The following is a 26,765-nucleotide window of genomic DNA, read 5'->3' on the forward strand; positions in this document are numbered from 1 at the left end:
CAAGAGGACTGGAAAAGAAAAGCTCAAGCTCCGACGACGGAACTTGAGCTTTTTTCATTCCCGTTTGCGGGTCAGCTCCGAGGCAAAAAGCAGCACTACGAAGTACCCTAAGAATGGAATGACGAACGGGAGGGTGAGGTTCGTGTTGTCGGCAATGATGCCCATGAGCAGGAATCCGCAGCCTCCGATGGGCGTCATCATGAGCAGCGACGAGGCGCTCTTGGTGAGATTGCCCAGTCCCGACAGGGATAATGAGAAGATGGTGGGGAACATGATGGCCTCGAACAGGTAGTTGCAGATGACTGCCACCATAGACAGACGCCCCAAATCGAGCAGCACTACGCCCATGCACGACACGCTGCCGATGGCACAAACCAGCAAGGTGTACTCCGCGGGGACGCGCCTCATGACCCAGCTGCCAATGAAACGGCCCACCATAAAGAATGCAAGCGCCACCGTAAGTACCACGGATGCCGTGTTGTCACTCATCCATCCCTTGCCCGTAACGAAGTTGATGAAGTAGCTGTTGATGGAGATTTCGGCTATCTCATACGCCAAGAGGGAGAACAGACCGAACACGAACATGGGGTGATGGACGAAGAGTTTCCGGATGCGAGTGCCGCTGCTGCGGTCTTCCTCCGTTTCTTCGTGCTTGATTTCGGGCAGATGCACGCGCGAGAAAACTATCGCTATCAGCAGCACCAGCACGCCAAGAATGGTGTAGGGTATCACCACGTCGCCGCCTTCTGCACTGCCGCTGAAGAAGAACTGACCAATGGTAAAGGTGGCAAAAAGCGAACCGAGGCCGTTGAACGACTGCGAGAAGTTGAGCCGTGCCGTGCCCGTAGACTCATCACCCAGCTCAGTAACGTAGGGATTGGCCGCCGTTTCGAGGAACACAAGCCCGCACCCGATGATGAAAAGCGCGCCGAGATAAGCGTAGAAGGTGCCTGCCTCGGCCCCGGGAATGAACAGGAACGCCCCGATTGCAAACAACATGAGGCCGAAAACCACACCCCGGCGGTAGCCCTGGCGGTTGATGAACCAGCCTGCAGGTATGGCCATAATGAAATAACCCAGGTAAGTAGTCACCTGAATGAGCGACGACTGGGTGATTGAAATGTCGAGTGCATTCTGAAAATGCTTGTTAAGCACATCGAGAATGGCCCGCGCGAAGCCCCACAGAAAGAACAGCGAAGTTATCAGAATGAACGGAATAACGTACCGTTTGTCCGTCAGCGAGTGTTTTGGCTTGTCTTTTGACATAACTGAATGGCTCGAAACGCAAAAAGATGAGGGGCGCTGAAAGCAACGCCCCTCATGGTTTTACGGTTTTCTTGTTAGTGTTATTTGTCCGCGGGCTCTATCATCTTCCAGATGCCTGCTGACAAGGCAGCGCCGATGAACGGGCCTACGATGAATATCCACAGGTGAGACAGCGCGGAGGCATGGCCCGGTGTGAGCTGTGCGAAGATAGCAGGACCGATGGAACGAGCCGGGTTCACGGACGTGCCGGTGTAGCGGATACAAACCAGGTGAACCAGAACAAGCGACAAACCGATGGCCAGACCGGCGAAGTTATTGGTCGCTCCATTGGTCTTGGCGGTAGCACCAAGCACCACGAGTACGAACACGCAGGTGAAGAAAATCTCTGCCAAAAGGCCTCCGGCCACTGTAACAGTCTGCGCATCATTGAGTGCCTGCAGGTCGTTAGCGCCCAAGGCACTGGCTGCCAGGTCGCCACCGGTAGCGGTAACGAGCACGTACAGGATGGCTGCACCTATCAAACCGCCTATTACCTGGAACAACATGTACATGCCGCAGTCCTTTGCGCTCATGCGACCGCTCAGGTACACGCCGAGCGTTATGGCCGGGTTGATGTGGCAACCCGAAATACCACCGATGGTGTAAGCCATCGCCACTACCGACAGACCGAACGCCATAGCGGTTCCGATAACCGTTTCGGGGTCTGCGTTGTTACATCCCAAGGATACGGCTACGCCGCAACCCATGAGCACCAGCACCATAGTGCCGACCATTTCTGCTAAATACTTTTTCATTTGTTATGATGTTTAATAAAGTAAATTCTCATGTAGACAACGCAAAAATAGCAATTATATTTTATCCGACAATGGCTTTTAGCCAAAAATTATTAATTACTCAACATTTTTCAGTACATCGCGTAACAGAAACGTTGCATTCTGGTTACGAGCCACGCCGGGCGTTATCTTGTACGAATAGGTAACCTGCGTGCCGAGTTCTATCTCGAAGCAGTAGTTGTGGAAGCGGTCAGGACGTTCGTCGCCCATGCGCGACAGCTCCAGGTCGTGGGTGGCTATGAGTCCGCTAACGGGCAGTTTGGCGATGCTCTCGAGGAAGAGTCGCGAGCCGTTCAGCTTGTCCAGAGAGTTTGTTCCCTTAAGTATTTCGTCCAGGATGATGAGCGTACTGCGCATGGAACCGTTGGAGCCTGCCGCCGGCTGCCGGCCTCCGGTCTTGCAGAAGCCGATGAGCTGGCGCAGCCGCAGCAGCTCGGCATTGAAGTAGGAGATGCCGTGGGTGAGGTCGTCGGTGGTGCGCATGCTGCTGAAGAGGTTGAACCGCGACACCTGCAGCTGCTCTGCAAACACGGGCATGCCGTTCATTGCCAGCACGTAGTTGATGCCGATGGCGCGCAGGAAGGTGCTCTTGCCGGCCATGTTGGCACCCGTTACTATATAATAATGTGTGTCCGCAATCTCGAAATCGTTTCTTACGGCATCCTTGCCGATGAACGGATGCCAGATGCCACGCGCCCGATACGTCACGCCGTCGCCCTCTGCAATCTCCGCCGTGCAGGCCTCCGGATGGTTACAGGCAAAGCGGCCGGCCGACACCAGCGCGTCTACATGGCTCATGGCCTGCATCCAGCGGCCGCTCCCTTGGGCGAGTGCAGCCCGCCAATGCAGAAAACGGCGCACGATGAAGAAGTCGCCCAGATAGAAGACATTGGTAACCAGGAGGCCGAACTCGTTGCCGCGGCGGTCGATGGCAGCCATGAGCTGCTCCAGCTGCTCAAACGAGCCGGACGCTGCCTCCAGTTCTGCCACGTCGGCCTTTAGCCCCTCCGGCCAGTCCGTCTTCTGCCTGCACAGCTGCACCAGCTTAACGTACAGGCCTACGTGCCGCTGCAGCGAGCCGGCTGACTTGGAGATGCGGCGGATGTACGGATGGCACAGCAGGAAGACGAGGTAGAACTGCACCACGCCCCAAGCTATGGGAACGCCCACAGAGACGCGCCCCGCAAAGGCCAGAACCACCACCGCAAAGAAGCCTGCCAGCAACAACACGGCCGCCGCACGAGCCGCCCACGAGCCCAGCCAGCGCGGTACACGCACACCGCACAGGGCCTCCGTGGCCTTACGGATGGCCTCGGTGTCTGCCTGCCCGCGCTGTCCGAGGGCCTGGAAATGGTCCATGAAGCCGGCATCGTGCCCCAGGTGGCGTATCGCCTCGGGCTGACAGACGGCGCACTCGAGCGAGAGATAGCCGGCCAGCAGCTGCGCCCCGCCCGACGTAACGCAGCGGTTCATGCGCTGATAGAGCGAATCGGGGCCGAAGACATCCAGGTCTACGGCGAACGGATGGTGCGGATTGGCGAAGCGGCTGCCGTCATTGAACGACGAGAAGTTGCCCTCCAGCGCCTCCAGCTCGTGAACGAAGACGCTGCGCAAGTCCTCCTTCCGGGCTATGGTACGGTCGTTGCGCACATCCAGCCAGCGCACCACAAAGTAGCCCGCCAGCCACAGCGCGGCCGCCGCCAGCAGCCCCCAGCCCCACTGCACCACCGTGTACAGCACCACGAAGCCCACGGCAGCGAGAAAAAACACTATCTCGGCGCCAACGTAACCGCGGCTCCTGCGCTTGAGTAACTTGATTTCGGAGGCCAGCCGGGCTGCGCCTTCCTCGTAATGTTCCCTGTTGGACATGTTGACGTGTAAGTTATAGCTGTACTGATACCAATCCATACGGCTGCAAAAATACGCATTTATTCCCACCCGTGCAACCCCCCGGTGCTCAAAAACTTCTGCCTCCACGCGGCCGGAGCTATCCTTCAAGGCGCCCGAAGGTATCGTTCGGGCCCCTTGAAGGCATCATTCAGGGGGCTTGAAGCATAGCTTTTACGAAACCGCTCTGCAGCAGGCAGTTACACGACAGAGAAAAACGGAGGGACTGAAGACGGCGAACGCACCAGACTAAAGGGCATAAAAAAAGGGGCTCCGCTGAGTCCCAATCTTTGTTAACCTTAAATCTAATACCATGAAAAACACGATGCAAAGATAAAGGTAAATAGCATACCGTGCAACAAAAACATGCTTTTATTTTGCCGAAAGCGTGTTTTCTTGATTTAAATCAAGAGTTTGTGTGCGTAAACAGCACCACTCCCTCCTGCTTCTTGCCGTCCATCATGATTTTAAGCGGTTGCGGGAAGCGCACGTGGCGCACGTACTCGGTCTCTTCTACGGCGGGCATCGCGTCGAGTATCTCCTTGCGGTAGATGCCGTTGCCGGCAGCGGCATCGACGGTGAAGTAGCCCACGCCGAAGCTCGTCAGGTTCTGGAAGAAGTGCGTACCCTGGCTGGGGTCCACGTGGTAGTTCTTGAGCGCCACCTCTACGATGACCCTCGCCGCGCTGATATGGGGCCACTTGACCGGTACACCCAGCCAGGCGTCGCTGGAACCCCAGCGCCCCGGGCCTATGAGTACGTAGTTGCGGCCGGCATCGAGGAAGCTGCGGTTGATGCGTTCGATATCAGCTGCCACGGCCGGATTGTTCATGGCGGTGTACTGACTGTTGGTTTTTACGTACAAAACATCGGTTACATCGTCCGTGATACCATGCCCCAGCGAGTTGTGAGAGCGCAGCAGGCAGTCGGAGTCGGGTATGGCGGCAAGGTCCTCGTCGAGCATCTGCTTGGAATCTACGATGGGTCGGATTTGCAGGAGGTAGAATTCGCCCGTGCGGTCGGCGTTCAGGTTGCAGGCGAACTCTATCTCCACGGGGCGGCGCATCTCTCCGGCGCCGTACTTCATGGCCAGCTGCAGTATCTCCGGCAGGGGGAACACGCCCTGCTGCAGCACGCCGGCAAAGGAGATAATCTTGCGCCCGCCCTCGTAAAGACCATCGCGTATAACCTGGTCGTAGGGGTCGTAAGTGGAGGCGATGTAGCTGAGCGTGCGGTCCTGTTCGGCCTCCTTGACCTTGAGGCTGAGGATGTTGAAGCCGTCGTCGACCTTGAAGTCCTCGCCCACCCGCGTGGTGTCGAGGGCGTAGAAGTGCGTCTGGGTTTCGCGCAGGGCCGTTTCCATCTCCGAGGTCTGCAGCACCTGGTGCGGGTGGTAGGGCGAAACGCGCAGCGTCTGGCCCCCGTCAACGATGTACTTGCCCAGTCCCAGGGCCAGCGATGCTATGCCCTCCTCGGCCGTCTCGTCGCCTATGGGGTAGTAGTTGAGCGAACGCAGCACGCCGCTGAAGCTGGGGTAGAAGCGCGTAGCATGCTGCTTGCCCACCACCTCCTGCAGGATGACGGCCATCTTCTCCTGGTCTATCACGTTGCTCGTGGCCGTCATGTAGGCCTTGGAGTCCTTGTAGAACACCGAGGCGTAAACACCCTTGATGGCGCAGGCCAGCATGTGGAGCATGAGGTCTTTGTCTTCAAGGTACGGTATCATGTAAGTGGAGTAGATGCCTGCAAAGGGCTGGTAGTGCGCATCTTCCAGTAAAGAGCTGCTGCGCACGGCTATCGGGCTGTTGGTGGCATCGAAGAAGGCGTAGAAATCGCCGATGAACTCATCGGGGAGCTGTGCCTTGAGGAAGGCGGAGAGAATTTCCTCGTCGCTTACGTCACTGAGTGCAAGCGGGTAGAGGTCGTTGCGTTCCATGAATTGGTCGAACACGTCGGTGCACAGAACTACCGTCTTGGGTATCTGTATCGTTACGCCGGGAAACTGGTTGAAGTCGGTGTGCCGCTTGATGATGTTGTCCAGGAAAGCCAGTCCTCTGCCCTTGCCGCCCAGGGAGCCGTCGCCTATGCGGGCGAAGTGGGCGTATTTGTCGAATCTCTGCCGGTTGAAGACGGCCACAATGCCCAGGTTCTTCATCTGGCGGTACTGTACGATGGCGTCGAAGATAATCTGCCGGTGCACGTCAACATCCTGCAGCTTGTGCCAGGTGATGTTTTTCAGGAAGGCGGAAACGGGGAAGATGGCCCGCGCACAGAGCCAGCGGCTCATGTGGTTGCGACTGATGTGGTAGAGCATGGAGTCGTTGGGTATCTTGAAGATGTTGTCCTGCAGCTCCTTGAGGTTGTGTATGCGCATGATTTCGGCATGCGTGGCGGGGTCTCGGAAGATGAAGTCGCCGAAGCCCATGTGCTCTTCGAGCAGGTTGCGCAGGTCGAGGTTCATCGTTTTCGAGTTCTTGTCAACAAAGCGGAAGTGCTCTGCCTCGGCTCGGGAGCGGTTCTCCTGCTCGGCACTCTCCATGATGAGAGGCACGTACTCGTCGTTGCGGCGGATGGTGCGCAGCAGTTTGAGGCCGGCATCGGAGTCCTTCTGGCCGTTTACGGGGAAGCGGGCGTCGCTGATAACGCCCAGAGTGTTGTCGGCATACTTGGTGTACAGATCCATTGCTTCTTCGTAGTTGCGCGCCAGCACTACCTTGGGTCGGCCCCGCATGCGCAGTGTAGCCGAGTGGGTGTTGAGCGCCTCGGTCGAGAAACTCTTGCTCTGGACCAGAATGTAGTTGTATAGATTGGGCAGGATGGAGGAATAGAAGCGCACGCTGTCTTCCACTAAGAGTATCATCTGCACGCCAGCTTCGCGGATGTCGTGCTCCAGGTTCATCTTGTCTTCAATGAGTTTGATAATCGACATGATGAGGTTGGTGTTGCCGAGCCAGCAGAACACGTAGTCGAAAATGCTCAGATCCTCGTTCTCCATGCGCTTGGTAATGCCATGCGAGAAAGGCGTCAGGACGATGCAGTGTATGCGCGGGAACTCTTCCTTGATGGCTCGCGCCACGGCGAAGGCATCGTTGTCGGCGTTGCCCGGCATGCAGATAACCAGGTCAATGCGTGTGGTGGCCAGCACCTTCTCGGCCTCCGCTATCGTACTTACTTGCGTGAAGGTGGGCGGATAGCGCAGTCCCAGCTCCATGTACTCATTGTATATCTTCTCTTCTACGCGCCCGTCTTCCTCCAGCATGAAGGCATCGTAGGGGTTGGCCACGATGAGGATGTTGTAGATACGCCGCATCATCAGGTTGACAAAGGTCACATCCTTCAGATAAAACTTATTCCATTCCTGTGGTATCTTTGCTTTCATAGACTCTTGTTTGTCGCGACAAAGATAAGTAAAATATTGTGTTTTCAGCCTGAAAAGTAATGTTTCCTGTCGTTTTAGTTGCAAAAATGAAAAGTTTTTCATTAATTTGCAGCATTGATTTAACCGTCATGCGCTCTTTGACAACAGGCAGATTTGACAGATTGTAACGTAAAAATTCAAAATTATCCGCTTTTAATTTGGAGGCTATCCATAAAAAGCATATATTTGCCTTGTCAACAATGACAATGTGTAAAATACTAACCTAATTTTAAATAAACGTATTACTATGGAAGTCGAGAAAATCATGCAGGAGCTGGAACGCAAGCATCCGGGCGAGTCGGAGTATCTTCAGGCAGTCAAGGAAGTGCTGCTGTCCATCAAAGATGTCTATGAGCAGCATCCTGAGTTTGAAAAAGCAAAAATCGTTGAGCGTATCGTCGAGCCGGAGCGAGTGCACGAGTTTCGCGTGCCTTGGGTAGATGACAAGGGCGAAGTGCATGTAAACATAGGCTACCGCGTACAGTTCAACGGCGCCATAGGCCCCTACAAGGGCGGCTTGAGGTTCCATCCGTCGGTCAACCTGTCCATCATGAAGTTCCTCGGATTTGAGCAGACATTCAAGAATGCCTTAACTACGCTGCCCATGGGCGGTGCTAAAGGTGGTTCCGACTTTGCTCCCCGAGGCAAGAGCGACGCTGAAATCATGCGCTTCTGCCAGGCATTCATGAACGAACTTTACCGCTACATAGGCCCCGACGAGGACGTACCGGCAGGCGACATCGGCGTAGGCGGCCGCGAGATAGGCTACCTCTTCGGCCAGTACAAGAAGCTAACGCACCGCTACGAGGGCGTGCTCACCGGCAAGGGAATGGAATGGGGAGGCAGCATCCTGCGGCCGGAAGCAACCGGCTTCGGCGCCCTCTACTTCGTGAACCACATGATGAAAGCGCACGGACTCGACCTGAAAGGCAAGACGATAGTGGTTTCCGGCTTCGGCAACGTGGCCTGGGGAGCCGTGAAGAAGGCCACCCAGCTGGGCGCGAAGGTTATCACCATCAGTGGCCCCGACGGCTACATCTACGACCCCGAGGGCATTAGCGGCGAGAAGAACGAATACATGCTCGAGCTGCGGGCAAGCGGTAACGACATCTGCTCACCCTATGCAGAGAAGTATCCCAATGCCAAATTCATTGCCGGCAAGAAGCCCTGGGAGCAGAAAGCGGACATTTACCTGACCTGCGCCACGCAGAACGAGCTGAACGGTAATGACGCTGAACAGATTCTGACCAACCATCCGCTCTGCGTTGCCGAGGTGAGCAACATGGGATGTACGGCCGAGGCAGTAGACAAGTTCATCGCTGCAAAGCAGCTCTTTGCACCGGGCAAGGCCGTAAATGCAGGCGGCGTGGCCACATCCGGACTGGAAATGACGCAGAACTCCATACGTCTGCACTGGAGCAAGGACGAAGTTGACGAGAAACTGCACTACATCATGAGCTCCATCCACGAGCAGTGCGTGAAGTACGGCACACAACCCGACGGCTACGTAGACTACGTGAAGGGTGCCAACATTGCCGGATTCATGAAGGTGGCCAATGCCATGATGGCGCAAGGCATCGTATAAAACGCCTCTCCCCACTCTCTCCCTCCTCACGGGGAGGGAGCTCTGCCCGAGTGGGAGAGCTCTAACATAAACGTTTTGAGATATAGAAGAAACCTTTTTTTATTGTTTATATTACTGGCAGGCTTTACCTCTCTGAGTGCTCAAACGCAGAGGGGTAAGGCCTCTTTTTATTCCAAGAGAGCCACGGGAGCACGCACCGCCAGCGGCGAAAGGCTGCATCACGACAGCCTCACGTGTGCTCACCGCTACTATCCCTTCGGCACTTTGCTCAAAGTAACTAACCTGGCAAACGACAGCGAGGTAATAGTAAAGGTCACAGATCGCGGCCCCTTCGGGCGCGGACGCATCATCGACCTGTCCTGGAGAGCCGCCAAGGAGCTGGGCATACTGGCACAGGGCGTGGCAATGGTGAAGGTGGAGGTTTACCAGGAAGCCAACGGCATACCCTACAAGGGCAGTGACAACATCGAACTGCCTGAACTCGACTTCGAGATAACGGAGGCCGGATACAGCTACATCGACGAGTGGAAAGAACGGAGTCAGGCTCCCGACCTGTCCGGAAAGATGAAACCCGAAAGCAAGAGCAAGGCAACGAGAAAGCCCGCACAAAAGACCAAGCCCGCAACTGCCAAGCCCGACAAAGCCGAAAAGCCAAAAACCACGGCCTCTGCCAAGAAGAACGAGAAGGAAGGAAACAAGTGGATGGATGTTTTCGAAAAGCTGAAAAACTGGTCGGGCGACATCTTCAAATAGCCTTCCCTCCCACTCCGTCTTCCCGTAAAGCGTGAACGCACAAGCCGCAATCGTGCTACCGGCGCTGCACCGCCTGCCGTTCTGCTTACAAAAAATCCGCCATTCCGTCCCTGCCCGGCAGCCTGTTGCTGCGCTGTGGGTAAAGGTCGAAATGGCGGATACTTATTAGTAAACCGGGCGCCTACTTGTGCTTCTCCCAGTACTTTTTGCCTTTGGCTTTCAGCTTGGCCGTAAATTCGGCCGAAGCCTTGTCTACCTCAGCCTCTTCCTCGGGCGAGGCGAAAGCGTGCTGGTAGCCTTTCAGCTCGTTCCAATGGCCGCGGGTAAAGTCGGGAACGGCCACGGGCATGTTGCCGTTTTCCATGGAGATGCTGCCCAACTCGGCCAGACAGCACCACTCGGCCAGGTCGTAAACGTCCATATCGAGTGGTAATCCGTGCTGCAAGCAGTACACCAGGCGGCTGTCCATGATGAAGTCCATGCCTCCATGGCCTCCAACCTCCTTCGCCTCCTCGGCATATTTCTTGATTATCGGGCTCTCGTACTTGGCCTCCAGCGCCTTGCGGTCGGCCTCCTTCATGTAGCTGTGGCCCGAGAGGTCATCGGCCGAAGGCGTTACGCCGGCCTTCTTCATCTCCTGCCCCGACAGCGCGTAGCCCTCTACCGGATACTTGTTGGCAAATCCGTGGGTACCAATGAGCTGGTACATGCGGTTGTAGGGCTGCGGCGTCATGGTGTTGTGCTGCACCTCTATCACCTTACCCTGCTCGGTGCGGATAAGTGTTGTGGTGTGGTCTCCATTGGCAAAGGCGTCGCACTCCTTGCCCGACAGCTTCTCGACCCACGCCTTTCCGTTCACCGATTTGGTGTCCATGGCCACGAGCGTGCGCATGCGGTCGCCGCGGTGTATGTTCAGCACCTGGGCGATGGGGCCCAGTCCGTGAGTGGCATACACGTCGCCGCGGAACTTCTGGTTGTAGTCCAGGCGCCAGCCCAGCTTGTCGTTGGCGTCTTTCTTCCAATAGGCATCCCAGAAAGGCGACAGGTCGTGCCTATAGGCACCCGTTACGTAGAGCACGTCTCCAAACACATTGTGCTGTGCCATGTTCAGGGCATTGAGCTCGAAGAAGTCGTAGCAGCAGTTCTCCAGTATCATGCAGTGCAGGCGGGTTTTCTCGGAGAGGTTGATGAGTGTCCATATTTCGTTCATGTTCATGGCCGAGGGAACCTCTATGGCCACGTGCTTGCCGTGCTCAAGGGCGTACTTGGCCACGGTGAAATGGTGCAACCAGTCGGTAGCGATATATACCAGATCGATGTCCTTGCGCTCGCACAGCTTCTTGTATCCTTCCTCGCCGCTGTACACATCGGCAGCAGGCAGCCCGGCCTCTTTCAGTATCCGGTTGCAAGCCTCGGCGCGGTTGGCCTCATGGTCGCACAGGGCCATGGTCTGGGTGCCGTTGATGTAGGTCCAGCGACGCACGGCATCGGGGCCGCGCATGCCTAATCCCACGAAGCCCACCCGCACCACTTTGAGCTTGGGGGTAGTGAGGTTAAGAACCGGCTGCTGGCCGGCCGGGCGCGCGGGCACATCGGTCACGATGGTGCCGTCTACAACTTTGTAGGGCCAGTTGAACTGGGCACTGATGCTCTGTGGCAGCAGGGCCAACGCTATTAACACAAGGGATAACAGTTTCTCATGAAGTTTCATAAATCTTTGGTTTTAGATATAGACACGCAAAAGTACATAAAAAAAGCCGTACAAGCAAACGTAAAAGGCAATATTTTCATGCTGCAGCCTAAAAAAGGATTTCTGCCGGCAAGCCGAACGGGCGTCACTGCCCTGCCGCACAGCCACCCGCAGCGGCAGCAAAGGCACCCACAGCAACCGTGAAACACCGAAAGGCAGGTTGCCGAGGAATTGAGACGGAGGTACTGAATGACGGGAGCAGGAACTTTTGACACTTGTCGCATCATCGTGCGACACCTGTCAAACAATCGTGCGACAAGTGTCGAAAGTTCGCGAAGCATATCTTCAGCACCTTTTTAGCCATGCTGCAGCGAGCCCGAACACGGCCGGCCGTAAAACAGCAAGGGGACACCGGCACTGCCGGCATCCCCCGCTTTCTTGAGTTCTTGCTTGTATCGGCTCTGTGTAAAGCCTTTTTGCGGTTCGGCGGTTCGGCGCGTTCTATCTCCTGGTGGGGATGTTGAACTCGCTTACCTTCGATATTTTTTCGTTGTTGCCCTGTATAACGGAGACGCAAATCTTGACCGTTCCGTCCTTCAGTCGGTTGTCCGCCTTCACCAGTGCGGTGTAACGGATGCCCTTGCCGGGATCTATCTTCTCCACGTGCATGCCCGGCGAGATGTACAGATGGCGGTTGCCCGTAGCCTCAACCACCGTGGGCTGAATGTCGTAGAGCGGCTGCTGGCTGCGGTTCATGACCTCGAAGATGACCTTGCACAGCTCTCCGCGGCTGATGGCATCATCGCCGTCGGCATCTACAAAGCGTGCATTGCGTATCTCGATGGCCGGCGTATAGGCCAGTCCCTGGGCTATTTCCTCCACGCTCGAGGTGCCGGGAAGCGTGGCGGTGGGCTGCTGCCCGTTCTCCGGAGCCGTGTAGTCGGGGCCGTTGAAGTCGTAGATGCGGTCGTCGCCGCCGTTGTTTTCGTCGAACCCGCTGCCCTCTTCATCCTGCTGGCTGTAGTTGTAGACATCGTTCCGGCTGTTGTTCTGCTGCCTGTGTTGGCGCATTCTTTCGGCCTTGTCGCGGCGGTACTGATCCAGGTCGGCCTCCCGTTTCCGGTCCATCGACGTGCCTATGGCACTGCCCACCACAGCTCCGCCGGCCATGCCGATGATGGTTCCGATGTCGGAACCGCGCGGGCCGTCGGCCAGTCCGCCTATGGCGCTGCCCAGGATGGAGCCCAGCGTGGTGCCCGTATAGGCGCCCGCGCCCGCATAAGTCTGGCAACTACTTGCCAGAACAGTTGCGCATACTGCCAAAATAACATTCCTTTTCATAATCAAGAGCTATATTTCTGCCGCAAAGATAGCCATTATCGGTTACCCGGCAAGTATATTTTCCCTAAATAAGAGTAGGGAAATTCCTACTCTTGAGCAGCCTTGCCGGGCTTTTGATGGGTCAGGTCAGGCGGCCGGGAGAGCCGTCTACGAGCTTGTAACCTATACCACGCACGTTTACGATGCGTACCTGCGGGTCGCGTGCCAGCTTGTGTCGCAGCTTGGTAATGAACACTTGCAGGCTGCGGGAGTTGAAGAAGCTGTCGTCGCCCCATAGCTCGAGCAGGATGTCGCGGGTGTTTACCACGCGGCAGTTGTTGTCGGCAAGGCGGCGCAGTATCTCGCTTTCGCGGTACGACAGCTGCTCCGTTATGCCCGAGAGCTGCAGTTGCTGCGTGGTGGCGTTAAAGAGATAGTCGCCTATCGGCACCCACCCGGCTGCCGGACGGGCGGGTTGGCGCTGCTGCTCGTTGTCTTTCATCCTGCCGGTCAGTGCCCGCAGGCGCACGATGAGTTCCTGCATGCCGAACGGCTTGCGCAGGTAATCGTTGGCGCCGGCCTCGAATCCCTGCACTACATCGTTCACCGCAGAGCGCGCAGTGAGAAAGAGAACGGGCGTGAGGCGGTCGTGCTGCCTCATGCGGCGTACCATCTCGAAGCCGTCCATGCGCGGCATCATCACGTCGGCCACCACCACGTCGGGCTTCCGCCGGCTGAACTCGTCGAGCCCGGCCTCTCCGTTGGGGGCAATGGTGATGCTGAAGCCCTGCGCATCAAGCGTGTCCTTGATAATCATGGCCAGCGTCTGCTCGTCCTCAACCAGCAGCACCTGTATCTTGTCTTCTGTCATATCCGTTTGTTGTTTCTGCCTCCGCTACTGCCCGAAGAGCAGCGTAAAGGTTGTTCCGCGGCCCGGCGTGCTGGCTGCGGTTATCTGTCCGCCCATCTTCTCCATGAGGCTCTTCACGTAGTAAAGCCCCAAGCCGTAGCCTTTCACCTCGTGACGGTCGCCCCGGGGCACGCGGTAGAACTTGTCGAAAACATAGGGCAGCCGCTCCGGAGAGATGCCGATGCCGTTGTCGCTCACCACGATACGGCCGGGCGAACACGCAATGCGGATGGCTACCTCGGCGCCGGAATACTTGATGGCGTTGTCTATCAGGTTGCCCACTATGTGCTGCAGGTGCTGGCGGTCAGCCCAAACGGTGGCGCCAGGGGGTTCCACGGAGAGCGAGAGTTCTGCCTTCTTGTGCGCCTGCAGCCTGTATTGGGCCATGAGCGGGGTAATGAGCGGCTCCACGGCTACGTGCTCCATGCTTAGCTGCAGGGTGTGGCGGCGCTCCATGCTCATGGAGAGTATCTGCTCTACCAGCCCCCCGAGCTTTTCCAGCTGCTGCTGACTGATGCGCAGATACTCCTTCTGTTTCTCTGCTGTTATGGAGGTATCGAAGTTCAGCAGCGCGTCGTTGGCGGCGTAGGCAACGGCGATGGGCGTCTTCAGTTCGTGCGTCATGTTGTTGGTAAAGTCGCTTTTCATCTCGTCGAGCGTCTTTTGGCGGAGGATGGTACGGATGAGATACCAGAACACAAGCACCAACACGGCCAGCGTAACGAGCGATGCGCCGAGGATGCCGGCCATCTGGCGCAGCACCACCGTAGTGGTTGGCGGCAGCAGGAGCAGGTAGCTGTAGCTGTCAACCAGGTCGGTCTCGTAGCTGTAACGTTCCGTCCGCCCTCCCGGCAGGTGGCCTTCGGCGGCTACGGTGTCGGTCAGCATGCCCTTGGAACCTGCCGTTTTGTACTTGTGCAGATAGTAGAGCCGGTGCTGCCCCTTGATACCAAGCTCGGCAAGACGCCTGGTGAGCAGCCGGTCTACGTACTTCACGTCAGGCTCACTCATTGCATCGAGCCCCGAATGGAGGCCCCGCTGCATGTACAGAGCCAGCTCCTGCATGTTCTGCTGGTCCTTGAGAATGGTGCTGAAGTTGTCGTTTGTGGTCAGGGCAGCATCCGATGAGTCGGCCGGCAGCACTTTAGTCTCCTTGGTATCGGTATTGAAATGGATGGCGGCAGGCTTGTGTTGCCGCATCAGCTTGGCGAGTGTACGCTTGGCCTCGGTATTTTTTTCGTCTTTGACAACTACCTCGCTGGTGCCGCTGGTGGTGCCGGTATGCACGTTGTAATTGGCCGATAGCTCGATGCGGCCATGCTGGTCGTGCTTTCGTTTGCGCAGTTTCTCCACCCGATACATCATTTCGCCGTAGTCGGAAATGCGGAGCGCCTCGCCTATATCGGTGCGCATCTTGGCCTGCATGGTGCCGTACAGCCCCACGAGCCAATACGCCTGGTAGGCAAAGATGGCCAGCAGGGCGGCCATAACCAGCAGAGCTATGTATTTAAGAGGCAGTTTCATGCTGCAAAGATAGTTGTTTTTCGGTTTCGGCAGGTGATATGATAAGACTAAATAACACTTCTCTTAACACTATATAAGCGTAAAACTTTCGGCCTAAACCTATTTGGTCGTAACTTTGCAGCAACGAAACAACACCAACAAGAAGCGTTATGAAGAAAGTTATAGTTTGTTTTACCCTCGCCTGTTGCTGCACGGCGGCATGGGCACAGGAGGCCGACTCGCTGCGCATGGACAGCATTATACACACCCTGCCCGATGTGCTGGTGAAGGGAGAACGCCCGATGGTGAAGGTTGAAGGCAGCGCCATGATATACGACCTGCCGCGAATGGTGGAGCAGAAAGCCATAGACAACGTGTACGAAGCCCTGAAGGAGCTGCCCGGAGTGACGGAGCAGGGAGAGAGCCTGTTGCTCTCGGGGCGGCCGGTGAACATCATCTTCGACGGCAAAGTTACCACCATGACGGCCGAACAACTCTACACCACGCTGCGGGCCATGCCTGCCGGGCGTATAGACAAAGTGGAGGTACTGTACAATGCACCTGCCCGCTACCAGCTGCGGGGTGCAGTCATCAACGTGAAACTGAAGCACCAGACCGACAACAAGGCCGCGCTGCAGGGCGAGGTGAACCTGGCGTGGAACCAGGAGCACACGGCCAACTTCGGCGAACGCGCCTCGCTGCTCTACAACAAGGGGCCGTGGGCGGTGGACTTCATGTGGAAACACAGCCACGGCAAGGACTTCGGCGTTACCGATGAGACCTCTCTGCACACCCTGAACGACGGCACCACCCACGACATCAGCACCCGCGAGGTTTCCCGCTACCGCTCTCATGGCGACAACTTCAGGCTCGGCATTGACTACAACATCGCCAAGGACCACCGCCTGAGCCTTGTTTACAGCGGCAACTACGAAAAGGACAACAGCCGACAGGATGTGAGCGGAACCATCGAAGCCGACTTCCGCATCCGCTCATCCGACTGGTTGCACAACGTGAGGCTCGACTATCAGTCGCCCTTCGGACTGAAAGCTGGCGCCGAGCTCACCTACTATCACAACCCCGAAACACAGTGGCTGGCGAGCACGCTGCCCACAGGAACCCTGAACTACGAGATTACCAACAGCCAGCGCATTAACCGCTGGAAGTTCTTCATCGCCCAAGAACACAAGCTGAAGCACGGCTGGGGCATCAATTACGGCACCACTTACACCACCAGCCACGACAACAGCAGCCAGCTGACGGCCGGCACCGGCGACCGCGTAAGCCAGCGCGAGGACAACGTGAACGCGTACTTCGGCCTGAACAAGAACTTCTCCGCCAAGCTCATGATGGACGCCTCGCTGGCTGCGGAGTATTACCACTCCCCGCTGTGGCACAGGTGGGACCTCTTTCCCACCCTCAACCTGACGTGGCTGCCCGCACAGGGACACGTGCTGCAGTTCGGACTCAGCAGCGACAAGGCATATCCCGAATACTGGGCAATGAACAACTTTGTTACCTACAGCAACGGCGGTTACAACGAGATAACGGGCAACCCGCAGCTCAAACCATCGGTAGAATACCAGGCGCAGGCGGTCTACATTCTCCGCAGTAAGTACCAGTTCGTGGCTTGGTTCAAGCATACGAGAGATTACTTCATACAGGCACCCTACCAACGGGCCGACCGTTTGACCATTGAGTACCGGTACCTGAACTTCAACTACCAGCAGCAGGCGGGCCTGCAGGCGTCGGCGCCCTTCAAGATAGGCCGCTGGCTCGACTCCCGACTCACGCTAATCGGCGTGTGGATGCGCGAGAAGGACGACGATTTTCACGACCTCTCGCTCGACCGCAGCGTGGCTTACGTCATGGCAACAATGCGCAACACCTTCACCCTCTCACGCCGGCCGGACATCGTACTCACTGCAGATGGCATGATACATTCCAAGGCCAACCAGGCCACTTACGACCTGCCGGGGTCCGGATACCTGAACCTGGGGCTGCGTTACCGCTTCTGCAAGCAGAAAGCCACGCTCAAGCTGTTCTGCAACGACATCTTCCGCACGGCCACGATTAACCCGCGCGTGGATTATAAAGGGCAGCACCTGACCATGAACTTTGCCTGTTACCGCACCTTCGGCATCAGCTTCACCTACAGCTTCGGCGGTTTCAAGGAGCAAAAGCACACCGAGGTAGACACGTCGAGGTTCAAGAAATAAACCCAAACCAAATCTCTCTCTGCCGGTATAACAGCCTCTCCTGGGGCGTTATACCGGCTTTTTCGCGGTGCAGAAGGATAGCTCTTGGAACTTTCGACACCTGTCGCACGATCTTTTGACACTTGTCGCACGACCGTGCGACAAGTGTCAAAAGATCCAGGATGATGTGTATTGGGTAATGGTTGCACCCTCCCCCGCACCCCGCTTTACCACATCTCTCTTAACTCTTTGCATACGGAAATGAGAACGGAGGCTGCAGACGGGGCAGCGCTTCGGCCGCAAGCGGAACTGCAAACAATAAAAAAGAAGAGCCGGGAGAACTGCTGCTATTGTTCTCCCGGCTCCGTTCCGCATTGCCAAACAAGCGGTGGCGCTAAAGCGAAAGGCCTACGGCCTTGGCCAAAGTTTGGCGTATGTAGCCGTTGATGGTGGTACCGGCCTGCTGTGCCAGCATCGCGATACGGCTGTGAATCTCGGGCGTGAGGCGCACATTGAGACTCCCGCTGTAAGGTTTACGAGGTTCCACACCGCTGGCACGGCAGCTGTCGAGATAATCGTCTACGGCTGCCTGGAAGTCGTTGCGCAATTCGTTTACATCGCGCCCCTCGTAGGTGATGGCGTCCTTGTTCATGCCCAGCACTTTGCCGTAAAGGCAGTTGTCAGCTTCGCTGTAATCAACGCTGCCCGTATATCCCTTGTAAGTCATTGTTCCCATAATCGTTTCCTCCTTAATGAATATATCCGTTAGCTTTCAAATAAGTGTGAACTTGCTTCATCACGTACCCCTTGATGATATTGGCCGAGGCATGGCACACTACATACAGACCTCCAAAAGTAACTAAAAACAGTTACATAGCCAAGCAAACGGTCAGCTTATTTAATGCCAAGGGTAAAAGCGGCAGCTGGTAGGAGAAACGGGTAGAACTACCGGACACAAAAAAAGCGCCTCACCTAAGTGAAGCGCTTTATTGCGAGTGATATTAATCAAACGATTATTCAGCCTTGGGAGCTTCCTCTGCGGGAGCTTCTGCAGCCGGAGCCTCCTGTACGGGAGCCTCTGTAACCGGTGCTTCCTTAGCGGGAGCCTCGGCAGCCTTGGCGGCCTCTTCGGCTGCAGCGGGCTTAGTGGAACGACGGCTACGGCGTGTCTTCTTCTCAGCCTTGGGTGCCTTGGCCATGTTCTCATCGAAGTCTACAAGCTCGATGAAAGCTATGGGAGCAGCGTCGCCCTGACGCAGGCCGAGTTTAATGATGCGCGTGTAGCCTCCGGGACGGTCAGCCACCTTTGCTGCAACCTCTCCAAACAACTCTTTAACAGCTTCCTTGTTCTGCAGATAACGGAATACAACACGGCGGCTGTTGGTGTCATCTTTCTTTGAGCGTGTGATCAGAGGCTCTACATACTTCTTCAAGGCTTTTGCCTTGGCGAGGGTCGTAGTGATTCTTTTGTGCACAATCAGCGAGATGGCCATGTTAGCAAGCATGGCGCTACGGTGAGATGCAGTACGACCCAGGTGGTTGAATTTCTTATTGTGTCTCATTCTTGTTTTTTACTTTTGTGGACTTATTCTTTGTCCAGTTTATACTTTGAAATGTCGGTTCCAAACGACAGATTCAGACCCTCGAGCAAATCATCAAGCTCTGAGAGCGATTTCTTACCAAAGTTGCGGAACTTCAGGAGGTCGGTCTTGTTGTACTGTACGAGGTCGCCCAGCGTCTCTACATCGGCTGCCTTGAGACAGTTGAGGGCACGAACGCTGAGATTCATGTCTACCAACTTGGTCTTCAGTAGCTGGCGCATGTGCAGTACCTCCTCGTCAAATTCCTGGTTGCCCTCCTGGTCGGAGTTCTCAAGCGTAATCTTCTCGTCGGAGAACAACATGAAATGATAGATGAGGATTTTGGCTGCCTCCTTCAGTGCATCTTTGGGATGAATGGAACCATCCGTAGTAACCTCGATGACGAGCTTGTCGTAGTCGGTCTTCTGTTCAACACGATAGGGCTCAACAGCGTACTTTACGTTACGGATTGGGGTGTAGATGGAATCGATTGGAATTACGTTGACATCGTTGCAGAATTCGCGGTTCTCATCAGCGGGAACGTAGCCACGGCCCTTGTTGATGGTAAGGTCAATCTGCATAGATGCTTTGGAGTCTAAATGACAAATCACCAAATCAGGATTTAACACTTCAAATCCAGTCAAATACTTGCCTATATCACCGGCTTTGAACTCTGTAGCGTTCTCTACGGTGATACTAACTTTCTCGTTCTCGAATTCTTCTACTACTTTCTTGAACCGAACTTGCTTCAGATTCAAGATAATGTTGGTAACATCTTCCTTTACACCAGGCACTGACGAGAACTCATGCTCAACACCGCCTATACGGATGGTGTTGATGGCAAAGCCCTCAAGTGATGAAAGGAGAATGCGGCGCAGGGAGTTACCGATGGTAACACCGAAGCCAGGCTCAAGAGGACGGAATTCGAACTTGCCGAAATGGTCATTAGCCTCCAGCATTACTACTTTATCAGGTTTTTGAAATGCTAATATCGCCATTAATTTAATGATTTATTTAGAGTACAACTCAACGATTAACTGTTCCTTAATGTTCTCAGGGATGTCAGCACGTTCGGGCTTGTGCAGGAACTTGCCGCATTTTGCATTGTCATCCCATTCGAGCCATGGATACTTGCTGTGGTTGAAACCTGCCAGAGCTGCCTGAATTACCTCGAGAGACTTGGCCTTCTCGCGTACACCTACAATCTGACCTGGCTTAACTGAATACGAAGGAATGTTAACTACCTGGCCATCTACTACGATATGCTTGTGGCCTACCATCTGACGGGCAGCGGCACGGGTAGGAGCAATACCAAGACGGAACACGACATTGTCGAGACGGCACTCCAAATTCTGGAGGAGAACCTCGCCGGTAATGCCCGAAGCCTTGGCTGCCTTTTCGAACATATTACGGAACTGACGCTCCAGCACACCGTAGGTGTACTTAGCTTTCTGCTTCTCTGCCAACATGACACCGTACTCAGATTGCTTTCTGCGGCGGTTGTTGCCATGCTGTCCAGGAGGGAAGTTTCTCTTGGACAAAACTTTGTCGGCGCCGAAGATGGGTTCACCAAACCGGCGTGCAATTTTAGATTTCGGACCTATATACTTAGCCATAATAAAATAAATGTTCTTTTTTGATTTTTATCTGCAAGAGCTAGCGGTTAACTCTACGCTGTTAACTCTTACGGTTATACGCGGCGGCGCTTGGGAGGACGGCAGCCATTGTGCGGTAACGGGGTAACGTCAACGATTTCGGTTACCTCGATGCCTGCACCGTGGATGGCGCGGATAGCACTCTCACGACCGTTGCCCGGACCCTTGACATAGGCCTTTACCTTACGGAGACCCAGGTCGAAAGCTACCTTGGCACAATCCTCGGCAGCCATCTGAGCTGCGTACGGAGTGTTCTTCTTGGAACCACGGAAACCCATCTTGCCGGCAGAAGACCAAGAGATAACCTGACCCTCGTTGTTGGCAAGCGATACTATAATGTTGTTAAACGAGCTGTGGACATGAAGCTGTCCGATAGCGTCAACCTTAACATTTCTCTTCTTTGATGTTGCTGATTTTTTTGCCATAATCTTTTTAGTTTTAAGTCAGAGGCCTAAAGTCTAAAGTTATTGGTTCACACCATGAACTCTCTACCATCAACCCTCAACTAAATTTTACTTAGTAGCCTTCTTCTTATTAGCAACAGTCTTCTTCTTACCCTTGCGGGTGCGAGCATTGTTCTTTGTACTCTGTCCACGAACGGGAAGACCATTACGATGACGGACGCCACGGTAGCAACCGATATCCATGAGGCGCTTGATGTTTAACTGGATCTCTGAACGGAGATCACCTTCAACTTTGAATCCAGCGCCGATAATTTCACGGATTTTAGCTGCCTGGTCGTCAGTCCACTCGCTGACCTTCAGGTCTCGGCTCACGCCGGCTTCATCCAATATCTTTGCTGAACTACTTCGACCTATACCATAGATATAGGTCAATGCGATTTCGCCACGCTTATTCTGGGGCAAATCTACTCCAACAATTCTTATTGCCATTTGTTAATTGAGAAAATAAATAAAAAAATAATGTTTAGTACGTGCTAAAAAGCATGCAAAGGTAAGCATATTTTTTCGCGTAGCTTGCCATTTACATATTTTTAACCTTTAGCCCTGACGCAATTTGAACTTAGGGTTCTTCTTGTTGATAACGAACAGACGACCCTTGCGACGAACGATTTTGCAGTCGGGAGTACGCTTCTTTAAAGATGCTCTTGTTTTCATATCTATAAGATATATAAATTGATTTATTTGTATCTGAACACAATTCTGCCTTTAGTCAGGTCATAAGGGCTCATCTCGACCTTTACCTTGTCTCCGGGCAGAATTTTAATGTAGTGCATTCTCATTTTACCAGAGATATGCGCTATAATCTGGATCCCATTTTCAAGCTCTACGCGGAACATCGCATTAGAGAGGCTCTCTATGATTGTTCCGTCTTGCTCTATAGCGGATTGTTTTGCCATAATTAATTGTTTACTCTTTCTAAATGTTCTATTTCTTCAAACGTAGATAAAATCTCGGCGCGCCCTCGGTGTATGGCAATGGTATGCTCGTAATGGGCTGCTGGCTTGCCGTCGCGGGTTACGATTCCCCACTTATCGGGTAACATCCAGACCTTGCGGTCGCCCAAGGTTATCATTGGCTCAATGGCAATGCACATTCCTGCCTTGAGCATAACGCCGTTGCCACGTGTGCCATAATTGGGAATCTGCGGAGGCTCGTGCATCTCTTTACCGATGCCGTGGCCTGTCAGTTCCCTGACAACCCCATAACCATTTTTTTCACAATGCTCCTGTACAGCAGCACCTATATCACCAATATGCCGGCCAGCGAGAGCTTGCTCAATTCCCTTGTACAGACTTTCCTTGGTGGTACTGAGGAGTTGTTTTATCTTCGGGGCAACCTCGCCCACATAGAACGTGTAGCAACTGTCGCCATTGTATCCATCAAGCAACATACCACAGTCAATGGAGATGATGTCTCCTTCCTTTAGTACCGTCTTGTCATCGGGAATCCCGTGAACCACAACCTCATTTACGGAGGTGCAGATACTTGCGGGGAAAGGCCCTCCAAAAGGATTGGGGAAGTTTTTGAACGTAGGGGTAGCCCCATGGTCGCGTATAAACTCCTCTGCAATCTTATCCAGTTGGAGAGTCGTTACACCTGGTTTGATATGTTTTCCTAATTCTGCAAGTGTTGAGCCGACGAGTCGGTTAGCCTTGCGCATCAGGTTGATTTCATCTTCTGTCTTCAGAAATATATTCATTCTGTAAGAACAGACTAATATGCTGACACTGCTCCGCTGCGAGTGTGGCCAGAATTCAGCAGACCGTCGTAGTGACGCATCAACAGGTGACTCTCTATCTGCTGGAGGGTATCGATGACAACTCCGACAAGAATCAGCAACGATGTACCTCCGAAGAACTGTGAGAAGCCCTGCTGAACATTCAGCAGTCCTGCGAGAGCCGGCATAATGGCGATGAAGGCTATGAAGAGTGAACCTGGGAAAGTAATGCGAGTCATAACGGTATCGATGTACTCTGCCGTGTCCTTGCCCGGCTTTACGCCAGGGATAAATCCATTGTTGCGCTTCATGTCCTCAGCCATCTGGGTGGGGTTCAATGTAATGGCCGTGTAAAAATAGGTAAATGCTATTACCAGAATTACATAGATTACATTGTACAGCAGACTGCGGTTATCCATCAGATTGCGCACAACCCAGCTTGCGTTCTCGCTCTGATACTGCACGATAGCCAACGGAATGAACATCAGCGCCTGGGCAAAGATGATAGGCATTACGTTTGCTGCGAACAGTTTGAGCGGAATATACTGGCGAGCACCACCATACTGCTTGTTGCCAACGAGACGCTTGGCATACTGAACAGGTACCTTGCGTGTTCCCTGCACCAGAAGAATGGATGCACAAACAACTGCATAGAGGATAAGAATCTCGACTATGAACATCACAAGACCGCCTCCAATGATAGCGTTCAAGCGGGAACTTGCTTCCTGCATGAAAGCCTGGGGCAGACGCGCAATAATACCTATCATAATGATAAGCGAGATTCCATTTCCAACACCTTTATCTGTAATGCGCTCGCCGAGCCACAGAATGAACATACTGCCTGCTGCCAGAATGACCGTTGCGGGAATCATGAATACCGACCACGAGATGCCGGAAGCCAAAGCCTGGCTTGCCTGCATCTTGAGGTTGATAAGGTATGACGGAGCCTGAAAAAGCAGAATAGCTATAGTCAGGACACGTGTGTACCAGTTGATTTTCTTACGGCCACTCTCGCCCTCGCGCTGCATCTTTTGGAAATAAGGCACAGCAACGGCGAGAAGCTGCATAACGATAGAAGCTGAGATGTAAGGCATAATTCCAAGTGCAAAGATTGACGCATTGGAAAATGCTCCACCGGAAAACATGTCCAACAGTGACATAAGGCCACCAGAGGTTTGCGACTGCAGTTTCTCCAACATGCTCGGGTTGATACCGGGAAGTACCACGAACGATCCGAAACGGTAGATAGCCGTAAACAGAAGAGTAATAAGGAGGCGCTGGCGCAAGTCCTCAATCTTCCAACAGTTCTTCAGTGTCTCAATAAACTTTTTCATTTACTTAGATTATAGTTGTGTTACCACCTACTGCCTTTATAGCTTCATCGGCAGTCTTTGAGAAAGCGTTGGCTTCAACTTCAAGTTTGGCTTTCAACTCTCCGTTGCCCAGAACTTTAACGAGCTCCTTGCCATTGGTAAAGCCGGCGCTAACCAGTTCGGCTATTCCTATCTTGGTGAGGTTCTTTTCCTCAGCAAGTTTCTGGAGAGTAGAAAGATTGACTACGAAGTACTCCTTATGGTTGATGTTCTTGAAACCAGACTTCGGTACACGACGCTGCAATGGCATCTGACCACCTTCAAATCCAATCTTTCTCTTATAACCAGACCGAGCTTTTGCACCCTTGTGACCACGTGTAGAGGTACCACCCAGTCCGGAGCCCGGACCGCGGCCAATACGACGACGTGAATGAGTAGAGCCCTCTGCTGGCTTTAAAGTATTTAATTTCATAATTGCTGCTAATTTAAAGATTAATTATTCAACTACGCTCACCAGGTGATGAACCTTGCGAATCATACCACGAACACTGGGAGTATCCTCAACCTCAACAACCTGGGAAATCTTATGGAGCCCCAGAGAGATAAGGGTCTTCTTCTGGTCTACGGGAGCTCCGATTCTGCTCTTAACTTGCTTAATTTTAATTGTTGCCATTGTTTTTATCTCCTATTATCCGTTAAATACTTTATCCATACCAACACCGCGTTCACCGGCAATGGTGTAGGCGTCACGAATCTGGCTCAGTGCCAGAATGGTTGCCTTTACGAGGTTGTGGGGATTGGAAGAACCTTTAGACTTAGCAATCACGTCTTTAACGCCTGCACTCTCCAGTACGGCACGCATGGCACCTCCGGCCTTCAGACCGGTACCGGCAGCAGCGGGCTTGAGGAGCACCTTGGCTCCACCGAAAGCAACTTCAATCTCATGGGGGATTGTACCTTTCAGCACAGGAACCTTTACGAGATTCTTCTTTGCAGACTCGGTACCCTTGGAGATTGCAGCCGTTACTTCACCTGCCTTGCCAAGGCCCCAGCCGATGACGCCATTGCCGTCACCAACAACGACGATAGCAGCGAATGTGAAGGTACGACCACCCTTGGTAACCTTTGTTACACGGTTGATAGCAACCAGACGGTCTTTGAGTTCTACGTCACTATTTACTTTTACTTTATTCATTGCCATAATCGTTTAAAATTTAAGACCACCTTTGCGGGCTGCATCAGCTAAAGCCTGTACGCGGCCGTGATAGAGATAACCGTTACGGTCGAACACAACAGCTTCGATGCCTGCTGCCTTGGCCTTCTCGGCTACAAGTTCGCCAACTTTCTCAGCCTGCTGAATCTTTGCCATCTTCTCAAGTCCGAGAGAGGAGGCAGAGGCAAGGGTCTGGCCTGTCACATCATTAATCACCTGAGCATAAATCTGCTTGTTAGAGCGGAAAACACTAAGACGTGGACGCTCAGCAGTTCCGTTCACGTTCTTGCGGATACTGAACTTTATCTTAATTCGTCTTTCAACTTTCTTTGTTGTCATAATCGTAAAATCAATTAAAATTACTTAGCTGCAGCGGTCTTACCAGACTTTCTGCGAATAACCTCACCCTGGAACAGGATACCCTTTCCTTTGTAAGGCTCAGGCATGCGGAAAGAACGAATTTTTGCACAGATGAGTCCGAGCAACTGCTTGTCGCAAGACTCCAACGTAATGATAGGGTTCTGGTTTCTCTCTGACTTGGTTTCAACCTTTACCTCCTTGGGAAGCTGGATGAAAATGGGGTGAGTATAACCGAGTGAAAACTCTACGAGATTACCCTGGTTTGAAACACGATAACCAACACCGACCAGTTCCATGGTCTTCTTGTAGCCTTCGCTTACACCAACAACCATGTTGTTAACCAGTGAGCGATAGAGGCCATGGAAAGCCTGTTTCTGCTTGTAGTTAACCGGGCTTTTCTCGTCAACTTCCAGAGTTATCTGACCATCTGCATTGCTGAACTTGATAGAGGGGTCAATACGCTGGGCAAGTTCGCCTTTGGGGCCCTTTACGGTAACGACACTTGACTTCTCATCGAAGTTAACAGTAACTCCGGCGGGAATACTAATTGGCAATTTTCCTATTCTTGACATAATCAATCCTCCAATTAATAAATGTAGCAAAGAACCTCACCACCTATTTTCTGGGTAGCTGCTTCCTTATTAGTCATTACACCTTTGGATGTGGATATAATGGCTATACCCAATCCGTTAATTACTCTCGGCATGTCCTTGTAACCAGTGTATCGACGGAGACCTGGTGTTGACACGCGCTTCAGGCACTTGATAGCGCTTTTTTTGGTAGACGGGTCGTACTTCAAGGCAACCTTGATAGAACCCTGTGGGCCATCCTCTACGAACTTATAGTTCAGGATGTAGCCTTCCTCGAAGAGAATCTTTGTTATTTCCTTCTTCAAGTTTGACGCAGGAACTTCAACAACACGGTGATGAGCCATGATTGCGTTTCTGAGTCTTGTCAGATAATCTGCTATTGGATCTGTCATAAAATATAAATGTTTAATTAATCGGGACTACCCCGACAATATTAAAAAATGTATGCTTGGTAATTGAGTTCAGTTCATGGCCGGCAGCTGGATGTAGGGCATCACGACCGAACCATAA

The 26,765-nt window shown here is 53.5% G+C and carries 28 protein-coding genes; 4 read left to right on the forward strand and 24 right to left on the reverse strand.

Annotation, left to right across the window (positions count from 1 at the left end; translation table 11 throughout):
• Positions 1-54: 54 nt before the first annotated feature.
• The 4 genes from BMW31_RS00880 to BMW31_RS00895 form a co-directional block, all read right to left on the reverse strand.
• Complete coding sequence (locus BMW31_RS00880; protein WP_091819924.1) at positions 55-1,266, reverse strand: sugar MFS transporter; 1,212 nt, start codon at positions 1,264-1,266, stop codon at positions 55-57.
• Positions 1,267-1,346: 80 nt separating this feature from the next.
• A complete protein-coding gene (locus tag BMW31_RS00885; RefSeq protein WP_091819926.1) occupies positions 1,347-2,060 on the reverse strand; it encodes an MIP/aquaporin family protein in 714 nt (237 codons plus the stop codon).
• 96 nt (positions 2,061-2,156) lie between these two features.
• A complete protein-coding gene (locus BMW31_RS00890) occupies positions 2,157-4,007 on the reverse strand; it encodes a MutS-related protein (RefSeq protein WP_255404769.1) in 1,851 nt (616 codons plus the stop codon).
• A 385-nt stretch (positions 4,008-4,392) separates the two neighbouring features.
• Positions 4,393-7,365, reverse strand: a complete 2,973-nt coding sequence (locus BMW31_RS00895; protein WP_091819928.1) for a PEP/pyruvate-binding domain-containing protein — start codon at positions 7,363-7,365, stop codon at positions 4,393-4,395.
• A gap of 286 nt (positions 7,366-7,651) precedes the next feature.
• Between BMW31_RS00895 and gdhA the strand changes: the two genes are divergently transcribed.
• The gene (gene gdhA, locus BMW31_RS00900; protein ID WP_091819931.1) at positions 7,652-8,989 is read left to right on the forward strand and encodes an NADP-specific glutamate dehydrogenase; all 1,338 of its coding nucleotides are present in this window, start codon (positions 7,652-7,654) and stop codon (positions 8,987-8,989) included.
• 102 nt (positions 8,990-9,091) lie between these two features.
• Positions 9,092-9,742, forward strand: coding sequence for a septal ring lytic transglycosylase RlpA family protein (locus BMW31_RS00905; protein WP_255404770.1), 651 nt, complete (start codon positions 9,092-9,094; stop codon positions 9,740-9,742).
• Between the two features lie 181 nt (positions 9,743-9,923).
• Here BMW31_RS00905 and BMW31_RS00910 read toward each other — a convergent pair whose 3' ends face one another.
• Complete coding sequence (locus tag BMW31_RS00910) at positions 9,924-11,453, reverse strand: Gfo/Idh/MocA family protein (RefSeq protein ID WP_091819938.1); 1,530 nt, start codon at positions 11,451-11,453, stop codon at positions 9,924-9,926.
• Here BMW31_RS00910 and BMW31_RS00915 point away from each other — a divergent pair.
• Positions 11,442-11,636, forward strand: coding sequence for a hypothetical protein (locus BMW31_RS00915; protein WP_091819940.1), 195 nt, complete (start codon positions 11,442-11,444; stop codon positions 11,634-11,636). The genes BMW31_RS00910 and BMW31_RS00915 overlap by 12 nt on opposite strands.
• A 297-nt stretch (positions 11,637-11,933) precedes the next feature.
• Here BMW31_RS00915 and BMW31_RS00920 read toward each other — a convergent pair whose 3' ends face one another.
• The 3 genes from BMW31_RS00920 to BMW31_RS00930 all read right to left on the reverse strand — a co-directional run bounded on the left by BMW31_RS00920 (position 11,934) and on the right by BMW31_RS00930 (position 15,186).
• Entirely contained in the window at positions 11,934-12,773 is an 840-nt protein-coding gene (locus BMW31_RS00920; RefSeq protein ID WP_091819942.1) for a glycine zipper domain-containing protein, read from the reverse strand.
• Positions 12,774-12,894: 121 nt separating this feature from the next.
• Positions 12,895-13,623 (reverse strand): response regulator transcription factor, encoded by a 729-nt coding sequence (locus BMW31_RS00925; RefSeq protein ID WP_091819944.1) that lies wholly within the window; start codon positions 13,621-13,623, stop codon positions 12,895-12,897.
• 24 nt (positions 13,624-13,647) lie between these two features.
• Positions 13,648-15,186 (reverse strand): sensor histidine kinase, encoded by a 1,539-nt coding sequence (locus BMW31_RS00930; RefSeq protein ID WP_091819946.1) that lies wholly within the window; start codon positions 15,184-15,186, stop codon positions 13,648-13,650.
• A gap of 149 nt (positions 15,187-15,335) precedes the next feature.
• Between BMW31_RS00930 and BMW31_RS00935 the strand changes: the two genes are divergently transcribed.
• Entirely contained in the window at positions 15,336-17,384 is a 2,049-nt protein-coding gene (locus BMW31_RS00935) for an outer membrane beta-barrel protein (protein WP_091819948.1), read from the forward strand.
• A gap of 373 nt (positions 17,385-17,757) precedes the next feature.
• On the opposite strand, the gene BMW31_RS00940 is transcribed toward BMW31_RS00935, so the two are convergent.
• From BMW31_RS00940 to rpsH, 16 genes are all read right to left on the reverse strand, one after another.
• Positions 17,758-18,099 (reverse strand): type II toxin-antitoxin system HicB family antitoxin, encoded by a 342-nt coding sequence (locus BMW31_RS00940; protein ID WP_091819950.1) that lies wholly within the window; start codon positions 18,097-18,099, stop codon positions 17,758-17,760.
• A gap of 277 nt (positions 18,100-18,376) precedes the next feature.
• A complete protein-coding gene (gene rplQ, locus BMW31_RS00945; protein WP_091819953.1) occupies positions 18,377-18,925 on the reverse strand; it encodes a 50S ribosomal protein L17 in 549 nt (182 codons plus the stop codon).
• A gap of 23 nt (positions 18,926-18,948) precedes the next feature.
• Positions 18,949-19,941, reverse strand: coding sequence for a DNA-directed RNA polymerase subunit alpha (locus BMW31_RS00950; RefSeq protein ID WP_091819955.1), 993 nt, complete (start codon positions 19,939-19,941; stop codon positions 18,949-18,951).
• 12 nt (positions 19,942-19,953) lie between these two features.
• Positions 19,954-20,559 (reverse strand): 30S ribosomal protein S4, encoded by a 606-nt coding sequence (gene rpsD, locus BMW31_RS00955; protein ID WP_091819960.1) that lies wholly within the window; start codon positions 20,557-20,559, stop codon positions 19,954-19,956.
• Between the two features lie 74 nt (positions 20,560-20,633).
• Positions 20,634-21,023, reverse strand: a complete 390-nt coding sequence (gene rpsK / locus BMW31_RS00960) for a 30S ribosomal protein S11 (protein WP_091819963.1) — start codon at positions 21,021-21,023, stop codon at positions 20,634-20,636.
• Positions 21,024-21,110: 87 nt separating this feature from the next.
• Positions 21,111-21,491, reverse strand: coding sequence for a 30S ribosomal protein S13 (rpsM, locus tag BMW31_RS00965; protein ID WP_091819965.1), 381 nt, complete (start codon positions 21,489-21,491; stop codon positions 21,111-21,113).
• Positions 21,492-21,599: 108 nt separating this feature from the next.
• On the reverse strand, positions 21,600-21,716 hold the full coding sequence (ykgO, locus tag BMW31_RS00970) for a type B 50S ribosomal protein L36 (RefSeq protein WP_004350205.1): 117 nt from the start codon (positions 21,714-21,716) through the stop codon (positions 21,600-21,602).
• A 23-nt stretch (positions 21,717-21,739) separates the two neighbouring features.
• On the reverse strand, positions 21,740-21,958 hold the full coding sequence (gene infA / locus BMW31_RS00975; RefSeq protein ID WP_091819967.1) for a translation initiation factor IF-1: 219 nt from the start codon (positions 21,956-21,958) through the stop codon (positions 21,740-21,742).
• A gap of 2 nt (positions 21,959-21,960) precedes the next feature.
• Positions 21,961-22,761, reverse strand: a complete 801-nt coding sequence (gene map / locus BMW31_RS00980) for a type I methionyl aminopeptidase (RefSeq protein ID WP_091819970.1) — start codon at positions 22,759-22,761, stop codon at positions 21,961-21,963.
• Positions 22,762-22,775: 14 nt separating this feature from the next.
• Complete coding sequence (gene secY, locus BMW31_RS00985; protein WP_091819973.1) at positions 22,776-24,113, reverse strand: preprotein translocase subunit SecY; 1,338 nt, start codon at positions 24,111-24,113, stop codon at positions 22,776-22,778.
• 4 nt (positions 24,114-24,117) lie between these two features.
• Positions 24,118-24,564 carry a 50S ribosomal protein L15 gene (gene rplO / locus BMW31_RS00990; protein ID WP_091819975.1) on the reverse strand — a complete coding sequence of 149 codons (447 nt, stop codon included), beginning with the start codon at positions 24,562-24,564 and terminating at the stop codon, positions 24,118-24,120.
• A gap of 24 nt (positions 24,565-24,588) precedes the next feature.
• Positions 24,589-24,765, reverse strand: a complete 177-nt coding sequence (gene rpmD / locus BMW31_RS00995; RefSeq protein WP_091819978.1) for a 50S ribosomal protein L30 — start codon at positions 24,763-24,765, stop codon at positions 24,589-24,591.
• Positions 24,766-24,780: 15 nt separating this feature from the next.
• The gene (gene rpsE / locus BMW31_RS01000; protein ID WP_091819980.1) at positions 24,781-25,293 is read right to left on the reverse strand and encodes a 30S ribosomal protein S5; all 513 of its coding nucleotides are present in this window, start codon (positions 25,291-25,293) and stop codon (positions 24,781-24,783) included.
• A gap of 6 nt (positions 25,294-25,299) precedes the next feature.
• Positions 25,300-25,644: a 50S ribosomal protein L18 gene (gene rplR / locus BMW31_RS01005; protein WP_091819982.1), complete on the reverse strand. Its 345-nt coding sequence runs from the start codon at positions 25,642-25,644 to the stop codon at positions 25,300-25,302.
• A 20-nt stretch (positions 25,645-25,664) separates the two neighbouring features.
• Positions 25,665-26,237 carry a 50S ribosomal protein L6 gene (rplF, locus tag BMW31_RS01010; protein ID WP_091819985.1) on the reverse strand — a complete coding sequence of 191 codons (573 nt, stop codon included), beginning with the start codon at positions 26,235-26,237 and terminating at the stop codon, positions 25,665-25,667.
• 14 nt (positions 26,238-26,251) lie between these two features.
• Positions 26,252-26,647 (reverse strand): 30S ribosomal protein S8, encoded by a 396-nt coding sequence (gene rpsH / locus BMW31_RS01015; RefSeq protein ID WP_091819988.1) that lies wholly within the window; start codon positions 26,645-26,647, stop codon positions 26,252-26,254.
• Positions 26,648-26,765: the final 118 nt, after the last annotated feature.

The sequence above is a fragment of the Prevotella sp. kh1p2 genome, assembly GCF_900111525.1.
Classification (GTDB): domain Bacteria; phylum Bacteroidota; class Bacteroidia; order Bacteroidales; family Bacteroidaceae; genus Prevotella.

What these genes read in the sequence shown, in the direction of transcription:
- BMW31_RS00880 (WP_091819924.1), bottom strand. Translation starts at nt 1,266, where the DNA reads ATGTCAAAAGACAAGCCAAAACACTCGCTGACGGACAAACGGTACGTT.
- BMW31_RS00885 (WP_091819926.1), bottom strand. Translation starts at nt 2,060, where the DNA reads ATGAAAAAGTATTTAGCAGAAATGGTCGGCACTATGGTGCTGGTGCTC.
- BMW31_RS00890 (WP_255404769.1), bottom strand. Translation starts at nt 4,007, where the DNA reads ATGGATTGGTATCAGTACAGCTATAACTTACACGTCAACATGTCCAAC.
- BMW31_RS00895 (WP_091819928.1), bottom strand. Translation starts at nt 7,365, where the DNA reads ATGAAAGCAAAGATACCACAGGAATGGAATAAGTTTTATCTGAAGGAT.
- gdhA (WP_091819931.1), top strand. Translation starts at nt 7,652, where the DNA reads ATGGAAGTCGAGAAAATCATGCAGGAGCTGGAACGCAAGCATCCGGGC.
- BMW31_RS00915 (WP_091819940.1), top strand. Translation starts at nt 11,442, where the DNA reads ATGAAGTTTCATAAATCTTTGGTTTTAGATATAGACACGCAAAAGTAC.
- BMW31_RS00910 (WP_091819938.1), bottom strand. Translation starts at nt 11,453, where the DNA reads ATGAAACTTCATGAGAAACTGTTATCCCTTGTGTTAATAGCGTTGGCC.
- BMW31_RS00920 (WP_091819942.1), bottom strand. Translation starts at nt 12,773, where the DNA reads ATGAAAAGGAATGTTATTTTGGCAGTATGCGCAACTGTTCTGGCAAGT.
- BMW31_RS00925 (WP_091819944.1), bottom strand. Translation starts at nt 13,623, where the DNA reads ATGACAGAAGACAAGATACAGGTGCTGCTGGTTGAGGACGAGCAGACG.
- BMW31_RS00930 (WP_091819946.1), bottom strand. Translation starts at nt 15,186, where the DNA reads ATGAAACTGCCTCTTAAATACATAGCTCTGCTGGTTATGGCCGCCCTG.
- BMW31_RS00935 (WP_091819948.1), top strand. Translation starts at nt 15,336, where the DNA reads ATGAAGAAAGTTATAGTTTGTTTTACCCTCGCCTGTTGCTGCACGGCG.
- BMW31_RS00940 (WP_091819950.1), bottom strand. Translation starts at nt 18,099, where the DNA reads ATGGGAACAATGACTTACAAGGGATATACGGGCAGCGTTGATTACAGC.
- rplQ (WP_091819953.1), bottom strand. Translation starts at nt 18,925, where the DNA reads ATGAGACACAATAAGAAATTCAACCACCTGGGTCGTACTGCATCTCAC.
- BMW31_RS00950 (WP_091819955.1), bottom strand. Translation starts at nt 19,941, where the DNA reads ATGGCGATATTAGCATTTCAAAAACCTGATAAAGTAGTAATGCTGGAG.
- rpsD (WP_091819960.1), bottom strand. Translation starts at nt 20,559, where the DNA reads ATGGCTAAGTATATAGGTCCGAAATCTAAAATTGCACGCCGGTTTGGT.
- rpsK (WP_091819963.1), bottom strand. Translation starts at nt 21,023, where the DNA reads ATGGCAAAAAAATCAGCAACATCAAAGAAGAGAAATGTTAAGGTTGAC.
- rpsM (WP_091819965.1), bottom strand. Translation starts at nt 21,491, where the DNA reads ATGGCAATAAGAATTGTTGGAGTAGATTTGCCCCAGAATAAGCGTGGC.
- ykgO (WP_004350205.1), bottom strand. Translation starts at nt 21,716, where the DNA reads ATGAAAACAAGAGCATCTTTAAAGAAGCGTACTCCCGACTGCAAAATC.
- infA (WP_091819967.1), bottom strand. Translation starts at nt 21,958, where the DNA reads ATGGCAAAACAATCCGCTATAGAGCAAGACGGAACAATCATAGAGAGC.
- map (WP_091819970.1), bottom strand. Translation starts at nt 22,761, where the DNA reads ATGAATATATTTCTGAAGACAGAAGATGAAATCAACCTGATGCGCAAG.
- secY (WP_091819973.1), bottom strand. Translation starts at nt 24,113, where the DNA reads ATGAAAAAGTTTATTGAGACACTGAAGAACTGTTGGAAGATTGAGGAC.
- rplO (WP_091819975.1), bottom strand. Translation starts at nt 24,564, where the DNA reads ATGAAATTAAATACTTTAAAGCCAGCAGAGGGCTCTACTCATTCACGT.
- rpmD (WP_091819978.1), bottom strand. Translation starts at nt 24,765, where the DNA reads ATGGCAACAATTAAAATTAAGCAAGTTAAGAGCAGAATCGGAGCTCCC.
- rpsE (WP_091819980.1), bottom strand. Translation starts at nt 25,293, where the DNA reads ATGGCAATGAATAAAGTAAAAGTAAATAGTGACGTAGAACTCAAAGAC.
- rplR (WP_091819982.1), bottom strand. Translation starts at nt 25,644, where the DNA reads ATGACAACAAAGAAAGTTGAAAGACGAATTAAGATAAAGTTCAGTATC.
- rplF (WP_091819985.1), bottom strand. Translation starts at nt 26,237, where the DNA reads ATGTCAAGAATAGGAAAATTGCCAATTAGTATTCCCGCCGGAGTTACT.
- rpsH (WP_091819988.1), bottom strand. Translation starts at nt 26,647, where the DNA reads ATGACAGATCCAATAGCAGATTATCTGACAAGACTCAGAAACGCAATC.